This is a genomic window from Streptomyces sp. Y20 (genome assembly GCF_043195475.1).
Classification (GTDB): Bacteria; Actinomycetota; Actinomycetes; order Streptomycetales; family Streptomycetaceae; genus Streptomyces.
The window spans coordinates 404377-424966 of the sequence record NZ_JBIDDP010000007.1; the positions used below are offsets into that span (position 1 = coordinate 404377).

Below are 20590 nucleotides of genomic sequence, written 5' to 3' on the forward strand. Positions count from 1 at the left end.
CATACCGCCCAACTCCCCACGGCGGCGCGGCGGTTTCTCTGCCCCCGTATCTGCGTTCGCACACCACGAAGGCCCGGATCCCTGATGGGATCCGGGCCTTCGATGCAGTAGCGGGGACAGGATTTGAACCTGCGACCTCTGGGTTATGAGCCCAGCGAGCTACCGAGCTGCTCCACCCCGCGCCGTTGCAGGTCAACCGTACCACGGCGCGGGGGGTGCCCGATCAGCCGTTCTTGCCGCTGGTCCCGGCGGCCTTGGACTGGGCGTCCTCGGCCCGCTTCAGGGCGTCCTTCAGGTCCTTCTGCGCCGTGGCGTACGCGCCCCAGTCGGGGCCGTCCTTCAGCGCCCGCTGTCCGGCGTCGAAGGCCTTCTGGGCGTCCTGGAGCGCCTGCTTCACCGTCGGGTTGCCGGTGTCGGGCGGGTTGGCGGTGCCGGTGCCCGGTGGCCTGGTCGCTGAACTCTTCGCACCGAAGACCTTGTCGAGCGCCCCTTCGAGCGTGTTCTCGAACGCGGTCCTGCCCTCGTAGGTGACCAACACCTTGCGCAGCAGCGGGTACTTCAGCCCACCGCCGCGTACGTAGACGGGCTCCACATAGAGCAGGCCACCGTCCAGCGGCACGGTCAGCAGGTTGCCGTACTCGATGTCGGAGTCGCCGCCCTTGAGGAGTTTGATCGCGGCGGCGATGTCCTGCTCGGAGTTGAACTGGCTCTGTACCTGTTTGGGGCCGTCCACGGTCGTACTGGTCGGCAGTTTCAGGAGTCTGATCTTGCCGTACTCGCTGCTGCCCGCCTCCGCGTCGACCGACATGAACGCGCTCAGGTTGTACCGGCCGTTGGGCGTGAACGTCGTGGACAGCGAGAACGCCTGCTTGGTCTGGTCGGGCATCTTCATGCTCAGGTAGTACGGCGGCACCGCGTTGCCCGACTTGTTGGTCGGATCGTCCGGTACCTGCCACACCTCGCTGCCGGTGAGGAAGGTCTGCGCGTCCGTCACGTGGTAGCGGGTGAGCAGCTCGCGCTGGACCTTGAAGAGGTCCTGCGGGTAGCGCAGATGGTCCAGCAGGTCCGGGGAGATGGCGTTCTTCGGTTTCACCGTGCCGGGGAAGGCCTTCATCCAGGTCTTCAGCACGGGGTCCTTGGTGTCCCACTCATACAGCTTGACGTCGCCGGTGTACGCGTCGACGGTGGCCTTCACCGAGTTCCGGATGTAGTTGACCTGGTTCTGCTGGGCCACCACCGCCCGTGAGTTGTTCGTCGCCGTCAGCGAGTCTGCCGTGGTGTCACCGAGGGTCGTACGGGAGGCGTACGGGTAGCCGTTCGTGGTGGTGTACGCGTCGACGATCCACTGGATGCGGTGGTTGACGACCGCCGGGTAGGCGTCGCCATCGATGGTCAGCCAGGGGGCGACCGCCTCCACGCGCTCCTTGGGGGTGCGGTTGTACAGGATCCGCGAGCCCTTGCCGATCGCGCCCGAGTAGAGGATCTGCGGCTCGTTGAACGCCACCGCGTACGCGGCCCGGTTGACCGGGTTGTCCAGGTTGACGCCGCTGCCGCCCCGATAACTGGTGGTCTTCTCACCGCCGTTGTCGGAGTAGTCGATCTCCTTCTGGGGACCGCCGACGATGGAGTAGGTGGTGGTCTTCTCGCCGTAGTAGACCCGCTGCTCGTACGCGCCGAGGCCGCCCCGGGACGGCAGGTCGTACTCGGTGAACACCGGTTCGCCGTTCGGGTTCGCCTCGGTGCCCTTGGCGGCGACCACGCCGAAACCGTGCGTGTAGCGGAAGTGGTCGTTGATCCAGTTGTTCTTCGGGATGCCGCTGAGGTTCAGCTCGCGCAGACCGAGGACGGTGTCTTGGTCCTTGCCGTTCTTGCCGTCGTCGGCGGGATACCGGTCGACGTCCAGGTTGGTCGGGAACCCGTAGTAGTTCTTCATCTGCTGGAGGACCTGGAACGTCGGCGAGACGATGTTCGGGTCCACGATGCGGATGCTGGCCGCGTCGTTGGCGTCGTCGCGCAGCTTGGTCCGGTCCTGCGTGGTGGACTTGCCCGGGTACTCGGTGACCTGGGTGTCGTCGATGTCGTACGCCTCGCGCGTCGCCTTCAGGTTCTTCTGGACGTACGGCGCCTCCTTGGCCTGCTCGTTCGGCTGGACCTGGAACTTCTGCACGATCGCCGGGTACAGCCCGCCGATCAGGATCGCCGACAGGACCATCAGGCCGAAGCCGATGACCGGCAGCTGCCAGGTGCGGCGCCACAGGGTGGCGAAGAACAGCAGCGCGCAGATGACGGCGATGCAGAACAGGATCGTCTTGGCCGGCAGGTAGGCGTTGGCGTCGACGTAGCGCAGGCCCGTCCAGTTGTCCGTCGCCTTGAAGTCGCTGGACTTCACGGCCAAGCCGTACCTGTCGAGCCAGTAGGCGACCGCCTTCAGCGCCACGAAGATGCCGAGCAGCACCGACAGGTGCCCGGTCGCGGCGGCGGTGGCCCGCGCGCCGGGGCTGGTGACCCGCAGCCCGCCGTACAGGTAGTGGGTCAGCGCGGCGGCGATCAGGCACAGGACGGCCGCGGCGAAGCCGAAGCCCAGCAGGAAGCGGAACCAGGGCAGGTCGAAGGCGTAGAAGGAGACGTCGAGATGGAACTGCGGGTCCTTCTGGTGGAAGGGCACGCCGTTGACCCACATCAGCCAGGTCCGCCACTGGCCCGCCGCCGACGCGCCGGCGATCAGCCCGACGAGCGCGGTGACCGCGAGCAGCAGCCACTTCTTGTACGGCGCGACGCCCATCCGGTAGCGGTCCAGGCTCTGCTGCTCCATGGACATGGCGCTCAGCGGGGGCCGCAGCCGGTGCGCGAGCCAGATGTTGACCCCGACCGCGACCGCCATCAGCAGGCCGAAGACGAAGAACAGCCCTATCTTGGTCCACAGGGTGGTGGTGAACACGGACGAGTAGTGCACCGACCGGTACCACAGCCAGTCCGTCCAGAAGCCGGCGAACATGGTGAACGCCATGCCGAGGACGGCAAGGACGCCCAGGGTCATGAGCAGGGTCCGGACACGCCGGGACGGGCGGCCCGCTCTCATCCGCGGCCCCATCGGGCCTCCGCCGCGGTCCGGCATCTGGAAAGCCAAGGTGCGCACCTCGAAGTCGCTGTCGATACGTCAGGCCCCCGTGTTCGCGGGCCCGCCGTGGCCCCCCGTGATCGTGGGCCCACACCTATGCAACTTACTCACGGCTTACTCGGTTCCCGATTCCGGCCGGGAACGAGGCAGGATTGTGACCATGTCCAACACTCCCATGGCAGCGAGCCCGCTCACCCGGGCCGTACTCGAGATCGACGAGTACGCCTCCGGCCTCGGCTGGGACCAGCCCGCCCGCCTCTTCGCCCTCGTCGACACCGCACGGCTGCGGGTTCAGGAACCCTCGCTCGCGGCCCAGCTGGGCCTCCAGGACGAGCCCGAGACCACCGGTCTCACCCCGATCGAGCAGGACGAGATCCCGTCCGGCAAGCCGCTGGACGAGTTCCTCGGCACCATCGCCTGGCCCGACGCCGTGGTCGGCTGCGCGCTCACGGTGGAGCGTCTGATGCTGCCGCCGTCCGCCGAGGCCCAGGTCCCCTCCGGCCTGGACGAGGCCGGGCTGACCAGGTGGGTGGCCCAGCACCCGGAGCGCCAGGAGGTGCGGATGACGGTGGCGGTGCTGCGCGACGGCAGCCGCGAGTCCGCGCTCCGGCTGCGCGAGAAGGACACCCCGACGGAGGTCCTCACCGGCCCCGCCCTGGTGCCGGGCCTGGCGGAGGCTCTGGCGGCGACGTTCGCGGACTGACGTCCCGTACGGCGAGGGGGGCACCCGTGCGCGCACGGGGTGCCCCCTTCCGCGTGCCGGGCCCGCTCAGCCCTTGGCGGTGCACGTGGGCAGCGCGGCGGTGTCCTTGCCGCGGATGTCCTTCAGCGCCTCCAGCGCGTCCCCGATCGTCCTGACCTTGACCAGGGTGAGTCCGCTCGGGGTGTCCTTGGCGGCTGCCGCGCAGTTGTCGGCGGGCGTCAGGAAGTACCGCGCGCCCCTGCTGCGCGCGCCGACGGTCTTCATCTCGACGCCGCCGATCGGGCCGACCGTGCCGCTGTCGTCGATGGTGCCGGTGCCGGCGACGAACGTGCCGCCGGTGAGGCTGCCCGGGGTGAGCTTGTCGTAGATCCCGAGGGCGAACATCAGGCCGGCGCTCGGGCCGCCCACGTCGGCGAGCTTGATGTCGATGGTGAACGGGAAGGTGTGGTCGGTCCCGGCGGAGATCCCGACGACGGCCCGCTTGGCGCCGCCGTCGGCGGACGTCGTGGTCGTGAGGGTGACGTCCCGCGTCCCGCTCGCCGTCCTGTGCGCCTTCTCCGCGGCGGCCTGCTCCTTGGCCGGGACGACGGTGAAGACGACGTCCTGGCCGGGCTTGTGCTTGGTCACGAGCTTGGCGACGTCGGCCGGCTGCTTCACCTTCGTACCGTCGACGGCCTTGATCACGTCACCGGCGTGCAGCCTGCCCTGCGCCGGGGAGTCCTTGACGACGGTGGAGACGATCACCCAGGACCTCACCGGGATGCCCAGCTTCTTCAGGGCGGCCACCTTGGCGCTCTCCTGGGACTGGCTGAACTCCTCGGCGTTCTCCTGGGTCGACTGCTCCTCCGTCTTGCCGTCCGGGTAGAGCGTGTCGTGCGGGACGATCTTGCTGTCGCGCGACAGCCAGCCGTGGACGGCCTCCACCAGGTTCATCCGGAAGTCGGCGCTGGTGACCCGGACGGTGGTCATGTTCAGGTGGCCGTCCGTCGGATAGGTCGTGTGCCCGACGATCTGCAGCACCGGCTCGCCGTCGTGCTCTCCGAGCGTGTTCACGGTCGGGCCGGGGGACATCTCCGCGTACGGCACGGGGATGAGCACTCCCGCGCACAGGAGCGCGATCAGCATCAGGGTGGAGGCGAGCATCGTCGCGGTGCGGCGTGGCATGTCACGACAGTACGGGACGGCTCTGTCAGCGCACTGTCAGGGCACCCCCGTCACGCCTTGCCCGCGCCCGTGTGGGAGCGCTCCATCGCCTCGCGGAACCGGGCGTATCCGTCCAGCTCAGGCCCGTCGCTGCGGGCCTTGCGCGTCCGATTGGCCCAACTGCCCCACAGGCCGCCGCCGACCGCGGCCACCAGCGGGATCAGCAGCCAGACAAGGACCGCCATGCCGACCTCCCGTACCCATGAGCGACCGCAACTGACTGATGAGCAGATTAACCGTCCGCAGGGACAACGCTCGCGCGAGGGTGCCGGTTACGCAACCGAATGCGCCGGACGGGACGGCGATCGGGGGAACGGCCCCGCCGAACGGGGGTCAGCAGGCGCCGACCCACTCCTCGGTGCCGTCCGAGAAACTCTGGTGCTTCCAGATCGGCACCTCGTGCTTGAGGTCGTCGATCAGTTGCCGGCAGGCGTCGAAGGCCTCCGCGCGGTGCGGGCAGGCCACGGCGACGACGACGGCGAGGTCCCCGACCCTGAGATCGCCCACCCGGTGGACGGCGGCCAGCGCCCGCACGGGGTGACCGGCGGCGACCTTCTCGGCGATCCGCCGCATCTCGGCCTCGGCGCTGGGATGGCACGAGTAGCCGAGGGCGTCCACGTCGGCGCCCCCGTCGTGGTTGCGCACGGTGCCCACGAACAACGCGATGCCCCCCGCCGCGTCGTCCCCGACGGCCCGGAGCACCTCGTCCACGGAGAGCGCCGTCTCCCGGATGCCGATCAGCCTGATGGGATCCGGGGCGGCCTGCTCACCGGGATGGTCGTTCGTGTGCGCCATGGCCCCATCGTGCCGCACCCACCCGGCATCGGGGAATACGAGGTTCACCCGTCACACGCGCGTGCCACCTTGGATGCTCCTACAGCCACGCCGGCGTGGCTGTAGGAGCGGGTCCGGGGGCGGGGGCGGAAGCAGCCCGGCACAGATCGGCGTCCAGGGGGGAACCGGGCCGGCACGCGGGAAGCCCTGGAAGGCGGCGGCCCGGCCGGCACCGGCCGGCCCGGAGGAGACGAGCGCCGGGCGGGCAGCGACCGGGCCCAGGCAGCGGCAGCGGGCGCCGGGCGGGCAGGACCAGGCCCGGGCGGCGGGTGCGGGCGGGCACGCGGAGCACGCGCTGCGGAGGCCGGGGTCCCAGGCCCGGCGGCCCGGGGCGCACACCCGGCGCCGGGCCTTCCAGGGGCCGCCGTACGACGGCAGCCACCACGGCCCGGCATGGACCGGGCCCGGAACGCGGGAACCGGCTGGCACCGGCCGGGCCCGGAACGCGGGAACCGGCTGGCACCGGCCGGGCCCGGAACGCGGGCGCCAGGCTGGCACGCCGGGCTGGGAGGGTGGAGTCCGCCGGGCGGGGGCCGACGGCCGGGGTCCCGGCGCTCAGACCCGGCGGCGTGCCTTCCGGGCCCGCCGTACGACAGCCGCCGCGCCGAGCAGGGCCACCGTCGCCCCCGCGGCGCCCGCGGCCGTCGCGTCCTTGCGTCCCAGCCGCCGTCCGGCCACCGTGTGCCGCCCGGACACCTCTTCCAGGAGCTGCGCGAGCACCTCCTCGTTGGTCCACTTCGGCCGCCACCCGGCGTCGTGCAGGCGGCTCCCGCTGACGACCCAGGGGTACATCGTGTACGCCAGGTCCCCCGCCGGGGACGGGGTGAGGCCGATCCGGTGCAGCCGTGCCGCCGCGCCGAGCGCGACCGCCGACGGCAGCTCCATCCGCCGGATCCCGCTCAGCTCCTCGACCTCCTCCTGCTCCAGCCACCCGTCGCAGCCGACGGCCAGCTCCCCGTCGACCTTCTCCAGTACGGCGTATTCCAGAGCGCTGCACAGGTCCTCGACATGGCAGAACTGCCACGCGGGCCGCGACCCGGCGACGACGAGCAGCCGCGGCGACTCGAAATACCTGGTCAGCGCGGTGTCGGTCCCGCCGACGAGGATGGCCGGCCGCACCACGGTGACGTTCAGTCCCGGGTGCGCGCGCGGAGCCCGCCGGGCCAGCCGTTCGATCTCCAGCAGGTCCCCGACCCCGGTCGCCTCCGCGGTGGCCCGCAGCTCGGCGTCCTCCGACAGCGGCAGCTCGTTGTCCGGCAGCGCGCCGTAGACCATCGCCGAGGTGCACAGCACCACCCGGTGCACCCCGGCCGCCGCGGCGGCGGTCAGGACGGTCTGCGTCCCCCGGACGTTGTAAGCCGTGCGCGCCGCCGGATCGGTCTCCAGATCGATGTCGAGGGCGAGGTGGACGACCGCGTCGGCGCCCCGCAGCTTGTCCGCGATGGCGGGATCGCGCACGTCGAGGATGTGCCACTGCGCGTCGGCGCACCCGCCGCGCCGCTCGTCGATGGCGAGGACCTGTCTGACCTCGTCCGACGCGGCGAGCCGCTCGGTGAGCAGGGCGCCGACCCCGCGGGCGGCGCCGGTCACCGCGACGACGGGCCCGCGCGCGGCGGGAGGGGTTGAGGGGTTTCGCGCTGCGCGAACCTGCGGATCTGGGGAACTCACCGGGCGTCTCCAGCGGTTGTCTTCAGTACGGGCGCGACTGACGCGTACGTACCAGGTGCATCCATCCTGCCGCAGGCCTTCCGTGGGCCAAGCACCGAGGCCCGATCGGGTTCGGGTGTCTACGCTGGGTGGTGTTGTCGGGCAGCCGCGCCGCCGGAGCGAAACCGGTGGCCTTACCAGCCGAGGAATCCTGTGAGTGACACCCCATTCGGTTTCGGCCTTCCGCCGGAGGAGCCGGAGGACGGCGACGAGGGCAAGAAGAAGGACCAGCAGAGCGGTGGTGGGCAGGGGCCGGGCAGTCCGTTCGGTTTCGGCGACCTGCCCGGAGCCGGGGGCTTCGGCGGCCCCGGCGCCGACAATCCGCTCGCGGCCATGTTCGGTTCCCTGAACCCCACCGACCTGGGCGCGGCCTTCCAGCAGCTGGGCCAGATGCTCTCGTACGAGGGCGGTCCGGTGAACTGGGACATGGCCAAGCAGATCGCCCGCCAGACGGTCTCCCAGGGCACGCCGGACGGCACGAAGGACGCCAGCGTCGGCCCGGCCGAGCGCAGGGCGGTCGAGGAGGCCGTCCGCCTGGCCGACCTGTGGCTGGACGACGCCACGTCCCTGCCGTCGGGTTCCGCCTCGGCGGTGGCCTGGTCGCGCGCGGAGTGGGTCGAGGCGACCCTGCCCGCATGGAAGGAGCTGGTGGACCCGGTCGCCGAGCGCGTCGGCGCGGCCATGGGCGACGTCCTGCCGGAGGAGATGCAGGCCATGGCGGGCCCGCTGATCGGCATGATGCGCTCGATGGGCGGCGCCATGTTCGGCACACAGATCGGGCAGGCCGTCGGCGTGCTCGCGGGCGAGGTCGTCGGTTCGACCGACATCGGCCTGCCGCTGGGTCCGTCCGGGCGGGCCGCCCTGCTCCCGGCGAACGTGGAGGCGTTCGGCAAGGACCTGGGCGTGCCGCAGGAGGAGGTGCGGCTGTATCTGGCCCTGAGGGAGGCCGCCCACCAGCGCCTCTTCGCGCACGTGCCGTGGCTGCGCTCGCATCTGTTCGGCGCGGTCGACGGCTACGCGCGCGGCATCAAGGTCGACACGGCGAAGCTGGAGGACGTGGTCGGCCAGTTCGACCCGCAGAACCCCGAGCAGTTGCAGGACGCGCTCCAGCAGGGCATGTTCCAGCCCGAGGACACGCCCGAGCAGAAGGCCGCGCTGGCCCGTCTGGAGACCGCTCTGGCGCTCGTGGAGGGCTGGGTGGACGCGGTGGTCCACGCGGCCGCGAAGCCGCGTCTGTCGTCCGCCGACGCCCTGCGCGAGACGCTGCGCCGCCGCCGTGCCACCGGTGGGCCGGCGGAGCAGACGTTCGCGACGCTGATCGGCCTGGAGCTGCGCCCGCGACGGCTGCGTGACGCCTCGCGCCTGTGGGCCTCGCTCACGGACGCGCGCGGGGTCGACGGCCGGGACGGCCTGTGGGCCCACCCGGACATGCTGCCGACCGCGACCGACCTGGACGACCCGGACGGCTTCGTCCACCGCGAGCAGCTGGACTTCTCCGAGCTGGACAAGATGCTCGGCGAGGCCGCGCACGGCTCGGCGGGCGGCCCCGACCTGCGCAAGAAGGACGACGACGCGAAGGACGACGAGGGCAAGGGCGACGAGGCCGAGTGAGCCTGTACGACGACGCGGTCCTCGTCCTGAAGGGGTACGAGGGCCAGTCCGAGCTGCGCCAGGCCTACCTGGACCACCTGGCGGCGCATCCGGACGGCATGTGGAAGGCCTGCCACGCGGGCCACATCACGGCCAGCGCCCTGGTGATCGATCCCGAGCACGGCCGGGTGCTGCTCACCCTGCACCGCAAACTGCGGATGTGGCTCCAGATGGGCGGCCACTGCGAACCGGGCGACGCCACGCTGCGGGAGGCCGCCCTGCGGGAGGCGGCCGAGGAGTCCGGCATCGCCGGACTGACGCCGCTGCCCGGCGGCCCGGTGCGCCTGGACCGGCACCCGATCCCCGCGCCGTGCCACTGGCACTTCGACGTCCAGTACGCGGTGCTGGCCCCGCCCGGCGCGGTGCATGAAATCAGCGACGAGTCGCTCGACCTGCGCTGGTACGCCTACGACGAGGTGGCGGGCGTGGCGGACGAGTCGGTCGTGCGCCTGCTGGACGCCGCCCGCGCCAGGCTCTGACGCTGCCGGGGGGGACCGTCGTGGCGGTCACCCCCCGCACCAGCCGTGACTCAGCTCCAGACGTTCCCCTGGTTCTGGCCGCGCGCCCCCTGCTGCCCCATGCCGAACTGGGCGGCGAGGCCCTGTCCGATCTGGGCGTTCTGCGGCGGCAGCAGCTCACTGGGCTGGACGAGCGCGAACCCGGACCCCATGAAGCTCAGCTCCCAGCCCTCGCCCGTGCTGCCGCGCCGGCGCCACACCCCGGAGGAGTGCGTCTGGGCCTGCATCTGCACGCGCAGCCCGGTCGACCAGGCCACGATCGCGTCGGCGTCACAGTTGACGTACGTGTCGGGTGTGACCCGCATCAGCAGCGGCGCCCCCGACGTCATGAGGGCCACCTTGCCGCGCCCGGTGATGTTGAGCTGGTACTTCCCGGAGCCGGAGATGCCGTAGAGGCTGTCGACGGCGATGACCTCGTGGTGCAGCGAGGAATCCATGGCGAGGACGTAGGAGCTGTCGACGGTCAGTCCGTCCTGCTCCACGTCCATGATGTGCACGTGCTGGGCGAGGTTGGCCAGGTAGACGGTGCCCTGCCCGTGGCAGCGCATCAGGTCCAGGCCCTCGCCGGTGTACGCACGCGCGCGTGCCTGCCCGTTGGCGCGGTACTCGGCGTCGAACTCGACCAGGCCCTGGTAGGCGACCATGGTGCCCTTGCGGGCGAGGAGGTCGTCGTGGCCCTCCAGGGTGATGCGGAGCATCTGTGTGTTCTGGAGACTCCAGCGTTCCCGCGTCTGGGAATCGTTGTATGCGAAAAGCGGACTCTGCATTGCTCTGACTCCCCCTCAGCCCCGGAACCGAAGCCGGTCGGTGCTGTCCTCGCTGGGCTGGACGACGACGATGCCCTGGCCGGAGAAGGCCATCTGGTAGGCCTCACCGCTGCCCCGGCCGATCAGCGACTGCGCCTTGAAGCTGCGCTTGCCCTTCACCTTCAGGTTCGGTGACCAGGCGACGAGCGCGTCCGGGTCGACGTACGTCTCGTCCTCGCCGCCACCGCAGTCGACGACGATCGGCTTGCCCCGGGAGGTCAGCGCGACCCAGCCCTGCCCGGAGATCCTGGTGTTCCACAGGCCCTGTCCGGCGAACTTGGCGAGCCCCTTCACACGCTCGACACCCCAGGTGAGGTGCGCGTCGAAGGCGAGGAGGTTGGTGGCGTTGACGGAGATGCCGTCGCCGTCGAGGTTGATCACGACGACGTCGGCGCCGTAGTCGGCGAGATAGAGCAGGCCGTCACCGGAGCACTTCATCAGCGGCGCCCCCTCGCCGGTGACCCAGTCGCGGGCGATCTGGCGGACGGCCGGCGGGTTGGGCTCGTACTGGACGAAGCCCTCGTAGGCGACCATCGACCCCACGCGCGCGAGGAGGTCGTTCCCGGTCTGCAGGGCGACCTTCAGCATGTGACTGCCGTGGTTCTCCATGCGGGCGGTGACGGGTGCGGGGGCGAAGCCCGCGAGCGGCTGGTTCATGACGGGCTCCCTCAGACCTCGTACGGCTGGACGACGATGAAGTTGCCGGGCGCGCCCCGGAACTGGAGGTTGACGCTCTCGCCGGTGTCGCCCGGGTAGGCGTTGCGGCGCATCCGGACCTGGCTGGAGACGATCACCTGGGAGGCGGCCGACCAGGCGACCACAGCGTTGCAGTCGGCGAAGGTGGTCGGCGTGACCGGCAGCACCACGGGCGTGCCGTGCGTCTTGACGACGATCGTGCCGGTGCCCTGGAACTGCATCGTGAAGAGCGCACCGCCCGGGATGCCGTGACCCTCGACGCGGCGGACCTCGTACTGGAGGCTCTCGTCGAAGGCGAGGACGTTCTCGGCCGACACGCAGATGGCGTCGCCCTGCAGTTCGACGGGGTGCAGATGGGTGGCGTTGTCGGCGAGGAACACCTGGCCCTGGCCGGTGCAGCGCATCAGCTGCATCTCCTGGCCGGTGGCGTTGCCGACGAGCCGCCCCGCGAAACCGGCGCCCTTGTAGCTGAAGTCGACCTTGCCCTGGTAGAGCACCATGCTGCCCTGCCGGGCCAGCACGGGCTGGCCACCGATGCCGAGGTCGACGCGCATCAGCTTCTTGTTCTGCTGCGTCCAGCGCTGCCCGGTCGGCGTCTCCTTGAACGCCTGGAGCGCGGCCGTCACCCCGGCGCCGCCCTGGGGCGCGCCCTGCGGCACTCCGTAGGGCGCGGCCTGCCGGCCGGGGACCTGGCCGTAGCCGGGCGGCACGGGCGGGGCCGGCTGGCCGCCGTAGCCCGGGGGCAGCGGCGCGCCGGGCCCGCCGCCGTACGACGGCTGCTGGGGCGGCCGGCCGTAGGGCGCGGGGGCGGGCGGCGGGACGGTGCCGGTCGCGGGTGGGGTCATCGGGGCGATGACCGTCGGCGCACCGTGCATGGTCGGGGCCGGGGCCGGCGCGGGGGGCGGGGTGTGGCCGGGCGGTGGGGCGAAGCCCTGCGGGGCGGGTGCCGGGGCGGGCTCGAAGACCGGTGCGGGCGCCTGGGCGGACGCGGGTGCGGCGGGGGCACCGAACGCGGGCGGGGCCGTGGCCTGGGCGGGCGGCGCGAAGCCGGGGGTCGCGCCGGGCTGCGGCTGCTGCGGGACGGCGGGGGTCTCGGTCTCCTCCGCCACCTCGCCGCCGAAGTTCTTCAGCAGCGCCTCCAGACCGCCGTCGAAGCCCTGCCCGACGGCGGCGAAGCGCCATCCGTCCTTGAAGTAGAAGTCACCGAGCATCACGGCCCGCTCGGTGGAGAACTCCGCGCCGCTGAAGGAGTACCGCGCGACCTCCTCGCCGCCCGCCACGATCCGCAGGTAGCCGGGTGCGACCTGTGACATCTGCCCGGCACCGTCGATGGTCGCCGTGAAGGACAGCCTCCGGATGTGCGCGGGGACACGGTCGAGGGTGATCCGGAACGACTCCGTGTCGCCCGCCTGGGCGCCCAGCAGCTGGACGGACTCCTCCGGGGACTTCGGCTGGTTGAAGAAGACGAAGTACCGGTCGTCCGAGAGACGCTCGTCGGCGTCCAGGCCGAAGCAGCTGATGTCGAAGGTCAGTCCGGGGGCGGAGATCTGCACGCCTACGTACAGATCCGTGCCCGCCGTGAGGTCACTGATCCTGGCCTTGTGGCCGCGTTGGAATTCCCTGGCCATGCGTTACGACCGTCCCCCATCCCGAATGCGAGTGCGTCGCGCCAGGCTAACGGCAAAGACCGACAACGGCTCCGGGCGGCCGTCGTCGGTACGAACCCGGTACACAACCGCGTCCGGTCGCCCGGACGACCGGGCTCAGGCCTCCCGCTCGTCCCGCGCGCCGGGCCCGTGCGGCAACCGTCCGGCGGCGACGACCCCCTCCAGGTAGCCGCGGGCCCGCTCGGTGCGCGGATAGGCCTCCAGCAGCCGCCAGAAGTCGGGCCCGTGACCGGGAACCAGCAGGTGCGCCAGCTCGTGGCAGAGCACGTAGTCGACGACGTAGTCCGGCATCCCCTGCAAGCGGTGCGAGAGCCGGATGCTGCCCTCGGCCGGGGTGCACGAGCCCCAGCGCGTGTTCTGGTTGGTGACCCAGCGCACGGAGGCCGGCCGGGCGCGGCCGGCGAGGTACTGGGCCGACAGCCGCTCCGCGCGCTCGCCCAGCTCGGCGTCGCCCAGCACCCGCCTGCTCTCCTGAGCAGCGAGTTTGTTCAGCATGACGGTCACCCAGCGCTGTTCCTCCGCCTTGGACATCCGGGCGGGGATCAGCACGATGGTGCGATCGCCCTCGCGGTACGCGGAGACGGTCCGGCGGCGCCGGGCACTTCTGCGGACCTCGATCGCGTTCGCCCCCGTGCCACCGGGCGGCGGGCTCGTCGTGCTGCGCGGTGGCGTTCCGGCGCTGTGCAGGGGGTCGGCGGACACGCCCCGACGTTACCCGGTGCGCACGGGCAAAGTCCCGGCTCCGGGACGGTTCGCCGCCGATCCCCCGCCATGTGCTTGATTCGTACGACCGGTCCGCCGGTCAGGCTCGCACGGGTCTGGCATGTCCCCGTCCTTTCGGCATGCTCCTGACTTGTACGACGAACTCCCCAGCCTGTGGACAACCCCCGGCGCCGGGCGCCCGGGGCCGGGCATGCTGGCAGGCGTCGGCGGAGCGCGACCGGTTCCGCCGGCAGGACGGACGTCCCGGAGGCCCGGGGGGTCACAACGGGAACGGGGGCCGGTATGCATCCGGTGATGAAGCCCGCGCTGCGGCGCGGCTGGCGTGATCTCAACACGGTGCAGTTCGGGATGACCCCGGCGCACGCGCTGACGCTGGGCCCGGTGGCCACGGCGACGGGCAGCTTCCTGGAACTGCTCGACGGGACCCGCGGCTTGCCCCTGCTGCGCGAGGAGGGCCGCCGCATGGACGTGCCGGACGGCCATGTCGACGCGCTGGTGGAGCGGCTGACCCGCGCGGGCCTCGTCGACGACGCGCGGGGCGGCGGGCCGGACGCGGACGCCCTGCGGGAGAGGACGGAGGTCCTGGAGCGCCTACGGCCCGACCTCGCCTCGTTGTCGCTGACCACGCCCGAACCGGGCGGTGCACTGGCCCGTCTCGCCGCCCGGCGGGCCCGGCGGGTGCAGGTGCGGGGCGCCGGCCGGGTCGGCGCGCTGCTGGCGTCGGTGCTGTCGGGTGCCGGCGTCGGTGAGGTCGACGTACGGGACGTGGGGCGCGTGGAGCCGTGGGACGTGGCACCGGGCGGGCTGCCCGCCGAGGCGCTCGGCACCCGCCGGGACGCTGCGGCGCGCGCCGCCGTCCGCCGAGCGGCACCGGACCGTCCACCGCGCCGCACCCCCTCCCCCGGGCCCGGCACCGAGGAGCCCGCTCTCTCCCTGGTGATCCTCGCGCCCCGGGACGACGTCGCCGTGCACGCACCGGACCCGTTCACCGCCGAACCCCTCATGGCCTCCGGCACCCCTCATCTGTACGCCGGTGTCGTGGAGGGCACAGGCGTCGTCGGCCCGCTCGTGCTCCCCGGCGAGTCGGGCTGCGCCCGCTGTCTGCACGAGGACCGCACGGACCGGGACCCGGTCTGGCCCCGGCTCATCGCCCAGTGGCGCTCCGGCAGGGCCCGCCGGATCGGGGCCTGCGATCTGGCCCTGGCCACGACCGTCGCCGGTCTCGCCGCGGCGCACGCCCTGGCCTTCCTCGACGGGGAGTCGCCGTCCAGCGCGGGAGCCCGCTGGGAGGTCTCCGTACCCGGCCTGACCTGGCACGCCCGGCCGGTACGGCCGCATCCGGCATGCGGTTGCGGAGCCGCGGAGAGGGCAAAAAGGGAGGACTCCTCAACCATGGAGGGGTCACGCGCGACAATGGCGGTGCAACGGCCGTCGACGGAGCGCCGACGCGTGGCAGGCGCGGCGCGGCCGACTGGGACCTGGAGGGCGCATGTCTGATCTTCCCCGCAAGGCGGTCACCCGGACCGCCAAGCTCGCCGCGCTCCCGCTCGGCTTCGCCGGCCGGGCGACCTGGGGGCTGGGCAAGCGGATCGTGGGCGAGTCCGCGGAGATCGTCGGCCGTGAGCTGCAGCAGCGGACGGCGGACCAGCTCTTCAAGGTCCTCGGCGAGCTGAAGGGCGGCGCCATGAAGTTCGGGCAGGCCATGTCCGTCTTCGAGTCGGCGCTGCCCGAGGAGATCGCCGGCCCCTACCGCGCGGCTCTCACCAAGCTCCAGGAGGCCGCGCCGCCGATGCCGGTCCGCACGGTGCACGCGGTGCTCCAGGAGCGGCTGGGTCCGGACTGGCGCGACCTCTTCGAGGAGTTCGAGGACAAGCCGGCCGCCGCGGCCTCCATCGGGCAGGTGCACCGGGCGGTGTGGCACGACGGCCGCGAGGTCGCGGTCAAGGTGCAGTATCCCGGCGCCGGCGAGGCCCTGCTGTCCGATCTGGGGCAACTGAGCCGCTTCGCCCGGCTGCTGGGCCCGCTCATCCCCGGCATGGACATCAAACCGCTGATCGCGGAGCTGAAGGACCGCGTCTCCGAGGAGCTGGACTACGGGCTGGAGGCCCAGGCGCAGACCGCGCACGCCGAGGAGTTCGCGGACGACCCGGACGTGGTGGTCCCGGCGGTCGTGCACCAGTGCGAGCAGGTCCTGGTGACCGAGTGGATCGACGGCATCCCGCTGTCGGAGATCATCACGGACGGCACCCCGGAGCAGCGCGACCGGGCCGGCCAGCTCCTGGCCCGCTTCCTGTTCTCCGGTCCGGCCCGCACCGGCCTGCTGCACGCCGACCCGCACCCCGGGAACTTCCGGCTGCTGCCCGGCGGCCCCGCCGGTGAGGACGACTGGCGCCTCGGGGTCCTGGACTTCGGCACGGTCGACCGGCTCTCCGGCGGTCTGCCGCTGCCGATCGGCGTCTCGTTGCGGTTCACGCTGGACGGCGACGCCGAGTCGGTCTACGAACTCCTGCGTTCGGAAGGGTTCGTGAAGGAGACCATAGAGCTGGACCCCGACGCCGTCCTCGACTACCTGCTGCCGATCATCGAACCGGCCCGGGTCGATGCGTTCACCTTCACCCGCTCGTGGATGCGCAGCCAGGCCGCGCGCATCGCCGACCCGCGCTCCCCGGCCTACCAGCTCGGCAAGCAGCTGAACCTGCCGCCGGCCTATCTGCTGATACACCGGGTGACGCTGAGCACGATCGGTGTGCTGTGTCAGCTGGGTGCCACGGTCCGGCTGCGGCAGGAGCTGGAGGAGTGGCTTCCTGGCTTCGTGGCCGACGACCCGGCCGGGGAGGAGGAGCCGGCAGCGGGTGCGTGAGCCCTGACCTCACCGGCGCGGCACGAACGGTCCCCTGCCCCCTGACCCCGCGCCGGACGCCTCGCGGCACGCAACGGCGGGACCGGGACCGGGGTGTTGGACGACGGGTGCGGTCGGTCTCGTCGGCGCCCGCGTGCTCGCCGCCTTACGGCTGCCGCACGGCTCCCGCACGCCCGGTCACCACCAGGCCGAGTCCAGCCGTCCCTCGATGGCCCGCAGGTTCTCGCGGGAGCAGGCGTCGCAGAAGTACTGCCGGTCGCCGTTCTCCACGGAGCAGGTCCAGGTGGCCGGCTGGGGGCCGTCGGACGGGATGCCGCAGCGGGCGCACACGAGGAGAGCGTGCTCCGCGATGGAGCCGCCCTGATCACTTGCTCCGGGAAGACTCGTCACCCGGCGACGATAACCCCGCGCCCGGGGGGACGCCGAGCGGAGCGCACCGCGGGGGCCGGTCCGTTCGGCCGGACCGGCCCCCGCGGGAAGGCTTCGCCTCCCCGGTCCGGGAGGCCACCGCTTGTGGAGGTGTGGTCGTTACTGCATGACGGCCATGGCGAGCGCGCGGCGGGCGCGCATCGAGGCGCGCTCGGCCCGGCGCTGCATCCGCCGGGCGGTGGCCAGGCGCACGGCCCGGCGTTCTTGTGCGGCGTCATGGAGCCGCTCGTGCATATGCGCACGAGCCAGGGCTTCTTGCATGAGTTGCATCTCACGGTTCCTGTTCTGGCGCGCTTCGGTCGCGCCGGTGGTGGTGAAGTCTGGGGTCGCGGAGCCTGTGCGCTCGCTGGTGGACGGCTTCATCGGGGCCTGCTTCTTGGGGTCGTGCGTGAGGGGACGGTCGATCGTTCCTGCGATGTTCATGCTGTGACCGGGTTCTTCCGCGGGCGGCCACGCGGCCGCTTCCGGGCGACGACCACGCCCTGGACGAACAGCTCCCCACCCCAGACGCCCCAGGGCTCGCGCCGCTCCTTGGCGCCGGCGAGGCAGGCCTCCATCAGCGGGCACGTGCGGCAGAGGGACTTGGCGTACTCGACGTCGGCCGGCGACTCGGCGAAGAAGACCTCCGGGTCGTAGGAACGGCAGGGAACGGGTACGCCGAGGTTCTCGATGGCGTCGTCGAGCGCGGTGAGCGCGGTGAGCGGGATCAAGGTGGGGTCCTCCGTGAGGCCGGGCGGGGGGATCGTTTGCGAAGGCGGTACTGACGGGGCGTGCGCTTCGAGTTGCACGGTGGGTTTTCCTCGTCTGGTCGGTCCGGCCTGTTGACCGGGTGTCGGCTGGGTACCGGGTTCTTCCTTGTCCCGAGGCCCCTTCGCTCCGTCCTCCCCGTTCGGGGCAAACAGAAGGGCCGCGGATCCCGGATGGGGTTCCGCGGCCCTGAAGGCGCCGGCCTGATCGATGATCAGGCTGGATCACTCCAGGGTTCTGGCCCACGGAAGGCCCACATCAGGTAGTACTGCTTCGTCTGCTTCCGGAATCCGGCACCGGCCGCCGCAAAGGCATAGGCATGCGCCTGTGCCGTTACCGCTTCCAGTGCCTGGGTCGGTCGCTCATTGCCCTCACGGACGGGAAGCCGCGTGAGAGCAGAGGAGGAGGACGCCGGGCGCGCGGCACGGATGCCGGACAGACCGGTGCCCTGGTTCGGGGCGCCGAGCATGCACGTGGAGACGGTCGAGCGATCGGTCAGTTTGGCCGCGCTGACGGTGGTGCTGATGTTGATGCTGATCACTGGACTCGCCTCCTCTCGGCGTCTCTGGGACTGGGGTGAAACCCAGCCCGCTCGGATGTGCAAGTACAACACGGAACCAGTGCCTTGGAGAAGGCCGCGGCTTCCGTGCCTAGAACCTATGGGGATTGCCGGGGCATGTGCAAACTATTTTTCCGACGAGTTCGCATCACTCGCCCAGCCCGCCTTCGCCGGGCTCCTGGCCTGCGCAGATGGCCAGAACGTCGGCCCCGTAGCTGCGCAGCTTGCGGCTGAGGACGCCGGGGATGCGGGACAACTCGGCGGGGCTCTCCGGGCATGCCTCGGCGATAGCCATCAAGGTCCGGTCGGTGAAGACGCAGAAGTCCGGCTGACCGCTGCGTCCGGCCTGGACGGCGCGCCACTCCCGCAGCCGCTCGTAGAGCCCTTCGTCCATGTCCGAGGGGCAGTCCTCACAGCGCATCAGCTTCATCTCGCCCGCGTCGGTGAGTGTCCGGCCGCAGACCCGGCAGCGGGCAGGGGTGCGCTGGGCACGGCGCCGGACCGGGGCGGCGCCGCCCACGGCCCCGCGTTCGACACCGCCGCCGGCACCGGCGCCGGCGGGGCCGACGGTGGGGGTGGTGCCGGGGCGCAGCCCGTCGAGGAAGCGGCTCGGTCTGCGGTGGGGGCGTCCACCGGGTGAGCGGGACAGCGACCAGGAGATGTGGAGCCGCTCCCGCGCGCGGGTGACGCCGACGTAGAGGAGGCGGCGTTCCTCCTCGATCTGCTCGTCGGTCCTGGCATAGGTGATGGGGAGCATGCCCTCGGCGACGCCGACCAGGAAGACGACGTCCCACTCCAGGCCCTTGGCGGCGTGCAGGGAGGCGAGGGTGACGCCCTGGACGGTCGGGGCGTGCTGGGCGTTCGCCCGCTCGTCCAGTTCCGCGACGAAGTCGGCGAGGGCGGCGCCCGGTCTGGCGGCGGCGAGGTCGTGGGCGAGGCCGACCAGGGCGGCCAGGGATTCCCAGCGTTCCCTGACGGCGCCGGAGCCGGCCGGGGGTTCACTGGTCCAGCCCTCGCCGGAGAGGACGGCGCGCACCTGGGAGGGCAGGTCCACGACGTCGTCGAGGAGGGAGTCGTTGCCGCCGAAGCGGGCCGCGCCGCGCAGGGCGATGCCGGCCTTGCGCACCTCGGGACGGTCGAAGAAACGCTCGGCGCCGCGCAGCTGGTACGGGACACCGGCGTCGGCGAGAGCCTGCTCGTAGGTCTCGGACTGGGAGTTCGTGCGGAACAGGACGGCGATCTCGGCGGCCGGGACGCCCGCGTCGATCAGCTCGCGGATACGGCGGGCGGCGCCCTCGGCCTCGGCGGGCTCGTCCGTGTACTCGGTGTGGACGGGCTCGGGTCCCGGGGAGCGCTGGGAGACGAGTTCCAGCCGGTGGTCGGCGGCGCGACCCCGGGCCTGGGCGAGCAGGCCGTTGGCGAGGCGGACCACCTGGGGCGTGGAGCGGTAGTCACGGACCAGTTTCACGACGGTGGCACCGGGGTGCCGGGTGCGGAAGTCGAGGAGGTGGTCGGGCGTTGCACCCGTGAACGAGTAGATCGTCTGGCTGGCGTCGCCGACGACGCACAGGTTGTCGCGGTCGCCGAGCCACAGATCCAGCAGCCGCTGCTGGAGGGGGCTGACGTCCTGGTACTCGTCCACGACGAAGTGCTGGTACTGGGCGCGGACCTGTTCGGCGATGTCGCGCCGGTCCTGGAGGACGGCGACCGTCAGCAGCAGGACGTCCTCGAAGTCGATCAGCGAGCGGTCGCGTTTGACGTCCTCGTAGGCCGCGTAGAGGTGGGCGATCTCGGCGGGGTCGCGGGGGGTCTCGCGGCCGGCCTTGGCAGCCGCGTACGGATAGTCGGCGGGAACGGTCTGGGTGACCTTCGACCATTCGATCTCGGCGGTCACGTCCCGCAGCTCGTTCCGGTCGAGTCGGGTGCCCAGGGCGGCGGCCGCGTCGGCGACGAGCCGGACCTTGCGGTCGACGAGCCGGGGCAGGGAGCCACCGATCGCTTTCGGCCAGAAGTACTGGAGCTGACGCAGGGCGGCGGAGTGGAAGGTACGGGCCTGGACCCCCTGGGTGCCGAGCTGGCGCAGCCGGCCGCGCATCTCCCCGGCGGCGCGGTTGGTGAAGGTGACGGCCAGCACGCTGGACGGCGGCAGGATGCCGGCGCGCACCCCGTAGGCGATGCGGTGGGTGATCGCGCGGGTCTTGCCCGTGCCCGCTCCGGCCAGCACGCACACCGGACCGTGCAGGGCGGTGGCGACCTCGCGCTGCTCGGGGTCGAGCCCTTCGAGCACCGCGTCGGCCGAGTCCGGTACCGGCGGGATGAGGGTGGAGTGCGTTGCTGCTGTCACACCGCCATGCTGCCAGGTCGCTCGGG

General features: G+C 71.9%; 19 protein-coding genes and 1 tRNA gene. 5 read left to right on the top strand and 15 right to left on the bottom strand.

Annotation, left to right across the window (positions count from 1 at the left end; all coding sequences use genetic code 11):
• Window positions 1–108: 108 nt before the first annotated feature.
• Both ACGFT1_RS20755 and ACGFT1_RS20760 read right to left on the bottom strand, forming a co-directional pair.
• A tRNA-Met gene (locus tag ACGFT1_RS20755) sits at window positions 109–182 on the bottom strand.
• Window positions 183–223: 41 nt separating this feature from the next.
• A complete protein-coding gene (locus ACGFT1_RS20760; RefSeq protein WP_373910452.1) occupies window positions 224–3115 on the bottom strand; it encodes a UPF0182 family protein in 2892 nt (963 codons plus the stop codon).
• 163 nt (window positions 3116–3278) lie between these two features.
• Here ACGFT1_RS20760 and ACGFT1_RS20765 point away from each other — a divergent pair, with 163 nt between their 5' ends.
• The gene (locus ACGFT1_RS20765; protein ID WP_356819925.1) at window positions 3279–3821 is read left to right on the top strand and encodes a PPA1309 family protein; all 543 of its coding nucleotides are present in this window, start codon (window positions 3279–3281) and stop codon (window positions 3819–3821) included.
• Between the two features lie 66 nt (window positions 3822–3887).
• Here the strand turns inward: ACGFT1_RS20765 and ACGFT1_RS20770 are convergent, their stop codons facing one another.
• The 4 genes from ACGFT1_RS20770 to ACGFT1_RS20785 form a co-directional block, all read right to left on the bottom strand.
• Window positions 3888–4985, bottom strand: a complete 1098-nt coding sequence (locus tag ACGFT1_RS20770; RefSeq protein ID WP_373910406.1) for a PDZ domain-containing protein — start codon at window positions 4983–4985, stop codon at window positions 3888–3890.
• A 50-nt stretch (window positions 4986–5035) separates the two neighbouring features.
• Window positions 5036–5209, bottom strand: a complete 174-nt coding sequence (locus ACGFT1_RS20775; protein WP_373910407.1) for a hypothetical protein — start codon at window positions 5207–5209, stop codon at window positions 5036–5038.
• A 148-nt stretch (window positions 5210–5357) separates the two neighbouring features.
• On the bottom strand, window positions 5358–5819 hold the full coding sequence (locus tag ACGFT1_RS20780) for a molybdenum cofactor biosynthesis protein MoaE (RefSeq protein WP_373910408.1): 462 nt from the start codon (window positions 5817–5819) through the stop codon (window positions 5358–5360).
• A 594-nt stretch (window positions 5820–6413) separates the two neighbouring features.
• On the bottom strand, window positions 6414–7526 hold the full coding sequence (locus tag ACGFT1_RS20785) for an SDR family oxidoreductase (RefSeq protein WP_373910409.1): 1113 nt from the start codon (window positions 7524–7526) through the stop codon (window positions 6414–6416).
• Window positions 7527–7718: 192 nt separating this feature from the next.
• On the opposite strand from ACGFT1_RS20785, the gene ACGFT1_RS20790 reads away from it, so the two are divergent.
• A complete protein-coding gene (locus ACGFT1_RS20790; protein ID WP_373910410.1) occupies window positions 7719–9176 on the top strand; it encodes a zinc-dependent metalloprotease in 1458 nt (485 codons plus the stop codon).
• On the top strand, window positions 9173–9694 hold the full coding sequence (locus ACGFT1_RS20795) for an NUDIX hydrolase (RefSeq protein WP_373910411.1): 522 nt from the start codon (window positions 9173–9175) through the stop codon (window positions 9692–9694). Before ACGFT1_RS20790 ends, ACGFT1_RS20795 begins: the two co-directional genes overlap by 4 nt.
• Window positions 9695–9744: 50 nt before the next feature.
• On the opposite strand, the gene ACGFT1_RS20800 is transcribed toward ACGFT1_RS20795, so the two are convergent.
• The 4 genes from ACGFT1_RS20800 to ACGFT1_RS20815 all read right to left on the bottom strand — a co-directional run bounded on the left by ACGFT1_RS20800 (window position 9745) and on the right by ACGFT1_RS20815 (window position 13604).
• A complete protein-coding gene (locus ACGFT1_RS20800; RefSeq protein ID WP_373910412.1) occupies window positions 9745–10500 on the bottom strand; it encodes an AIM24 family protein in 756 nt (251 codons plus the stop codon).
• Window positions 10501–10515: 15 nt separating this feature from the next.
• On the bottom strand, window positions 10516–11196 hold the full coding sequence (locus ACGFT1_RS20805) for an AIM24 family protein (RefSeq protein WP_361988330.1): 681 nt from the start codon (window positions 11194–11196) through the stop codon (window positions 10516–10518).
• 11 nt (window positions 11197–11207) lie between these two features.
• Entirely contained in the window at window positions 11208–12863 is a 1656-nt protein-coding gene (locus ACGFT1_RS20810; protein WP_373910413.1) for a TerD family protein, read from the bottom strand.
• 135 nt (window positions 12864–12998) lie between these two features.
• Window positions 12999–13604, bottom strand: a complete 606-nt coding sequence (locus ACGFT1_RS20815; RefSeq protein ID WP_373910414.1) for a M48 family metallopeptidase — start codon at window positions 13602–13604, stop codon at window positions 12999–13001.
• Window positions 13605–13907: 303 nt separating this feature from the next.
• On the opposite strand from ACGFT1_RS20815, the gene ACGFT1_RS20820 reads away from it, so the two are divergent.
• Together ACGFT1_RS20820 and ACGFT1_RS20825 are read left to right on the top strand one after the other, a co-directional pair.
• Window positions 13908–15122, top strand: a complete 1215-nt coding sequence (locus tag ACGFT1_RS20820) for a TOMM precursor leader peptide-binding protein (protein ID WP_373910415.1) — start codon at window positions 13908–13910, stop codon at window positions 15120–15122.
• Window positions 15115–16485, top strand: coding sequence for an ABC1 kinase family protein (locus tag ACGFT1_RS20825; protein ID WP_373910416.1), 1371 nt, complete (start codon window positions 15115–15117; stop codon window positions 16483–16485). Before ACGFT1_RS20820 ends, ACGFT1_RS20825 begins: the two co-directional genes overlap by 8 nt.
• A 177-nt stretch (window positions 16486–16662) precedes the next feature.
• On the opposite strand, the gene ACGFT1_RS20830 is transcribed toward ACGFT1_RS20825, so the two are convergent.
• From ACGFT1_RS20830 to ACGFT1_RS20850, 5 genes are all read right to left on the bottom strand, one after another.
• Window positions 16663–16875, bottom strand: coding sequence for a hypothetical protein (locus ACGFT1_RS20830; protein WP_373910417.1), 213 nt, complete (start codon window positions 16873–16875; stop codon window positions 16663–16665).
• Window positions 16876–17013: 138 nt separating this feature from the next.
• The gene (locus ACGFT1_RS20835) at window positions 17014–17337 is read right to left on the bottom strand and encodes a hypothetical protein (RefSeq protein ID WP_361988346.1); all 324 of its coding nucleotides are present in this window, start codon (window positions 17335–17337) and stop codon (window positions 17014–17016) included.
• Window positions 17334–17702 (bottom strand): WhiB family transcriptional regulator, encoded by a 369-nt coding sequence (locus ACGFT1_RS20840; protein ID WP_030338959.1) that lies wholly within the window; start codon window positions 17700–17702, stop codon window positions 17334–17336. The genes ACGFT1_RS20835 and ACGFT1_RS20840 overlap by 4 nt, the downstream gene beginning before the upstream one ends.
• A gap of 173 nt (window positions 17703–17875) precedes the next feature.
• Window positions 17876–18202, bottom strand: coding sequence for a hypothetical protein (locus ACGFT1_RS20845; protein ID WP_373910418.1), 327 nt, complete (start codon window positions 18200–18202; stop codon window positions 17876–17878).
• Window positions 18203–18368: 166 nt separating this feature from the next.
• Window positions 18369–20564, bottom strand: a complete 2196-nt coding sequence (locus ACGFT1_RS20850) for an ATP-dependent DNA helicase UvrD2 (protein WP_373910419.1) — start codon at window positions 20562–20564, stop codon at window positions 18369–18371.
• Window positions 20565–20590 lie beyond the last annotated feature (26 nt).

Excerpts from the sequence above, each read along its gene's own strand:
- ACGFT1_RS20760 (WP_373910452.1), bottom strand. The coding sequence starts at position 3,115 with ATGCCGGACCGCGGCGGAGGCCCGATGGGGCCGCGGATGAGAGCGGGC.
- ACGFT1_RS20765 (WP_356819925.1), top strand. The coding sequence starts at position 3,279 with ATGTCCAACACTCCCATGGCAGCGAGCCCGCTCACCCGGGCCGTACTC.
- ACGFT1_RS20770 (WP_373910406.1), bottom strand. The coding sequence starts at position 4,985 with ATGCCACGCCGCACCGCGACGATGCTCGCCTCCACCCTGATGCTGATC.
- ACGFT1_RS20775 (WP_373910407.1), bottom strand. The coding sequence starts at position 5,209 with ATGGCGGTCCTTGTCTGGCTGCTGATCCCGCTGGTGGCCGCGGTCGGC.
- ACGFT1_RS20780 (WP_373910408.1), bottom strand. The coding sequence starts at position 5,819 with ATGGCGCACACGAACGACCATCCCGGTGAGCAGGCCGCCCCGGATCCC.
- ACGFT1_RS20800 (WP_373910412.1), bottom strand. The coding sequence starts at position 10,500 with ATGCAGAGTCCGCTTTTCGCATACAACGATTCCCAGACGCGGGAACGC.
- ACGFT1_RS20805 (WP_361988330.1), bottom strand. The coding sequence starts at position 11,196 with ATGAACCAGCCGCTCGCGGGCTTCGCCCCCGCACCCGTCACCGCCCGC.
- ACGFT1_RS20810 (WP_373910413.1), bottom strand. The coding sequence starts at position 12,863 with ATGGCCAGGGAATTCCAACGCGGCCACAAGGCCAGGATCAGTGACCTC.
- ACGFT1_RS20820 (WP_373910415.1), top strand. The coding sequence starts at position 13,908 with ATGCATCCGGTGATGAAGCCCGCGCTGCGGCGCGGCTGGCGTGATCTC.
- ACGFT1_RS20825 (WP_373910416.1), top strand. The coding sequence starts at position 15,115 with ATGTCTGATCTTCCCCGCAAGGCGGTCACCCGGACCGCCAAGCTCGCC.
- ACGFT1_RS20835 (WP_361988346.1), bottom strand. The coding sequence starts at position 17,337 with ATGAACATCGCAGGAACGATCGACCGTCCCCTCACGCACGACCCCAAG.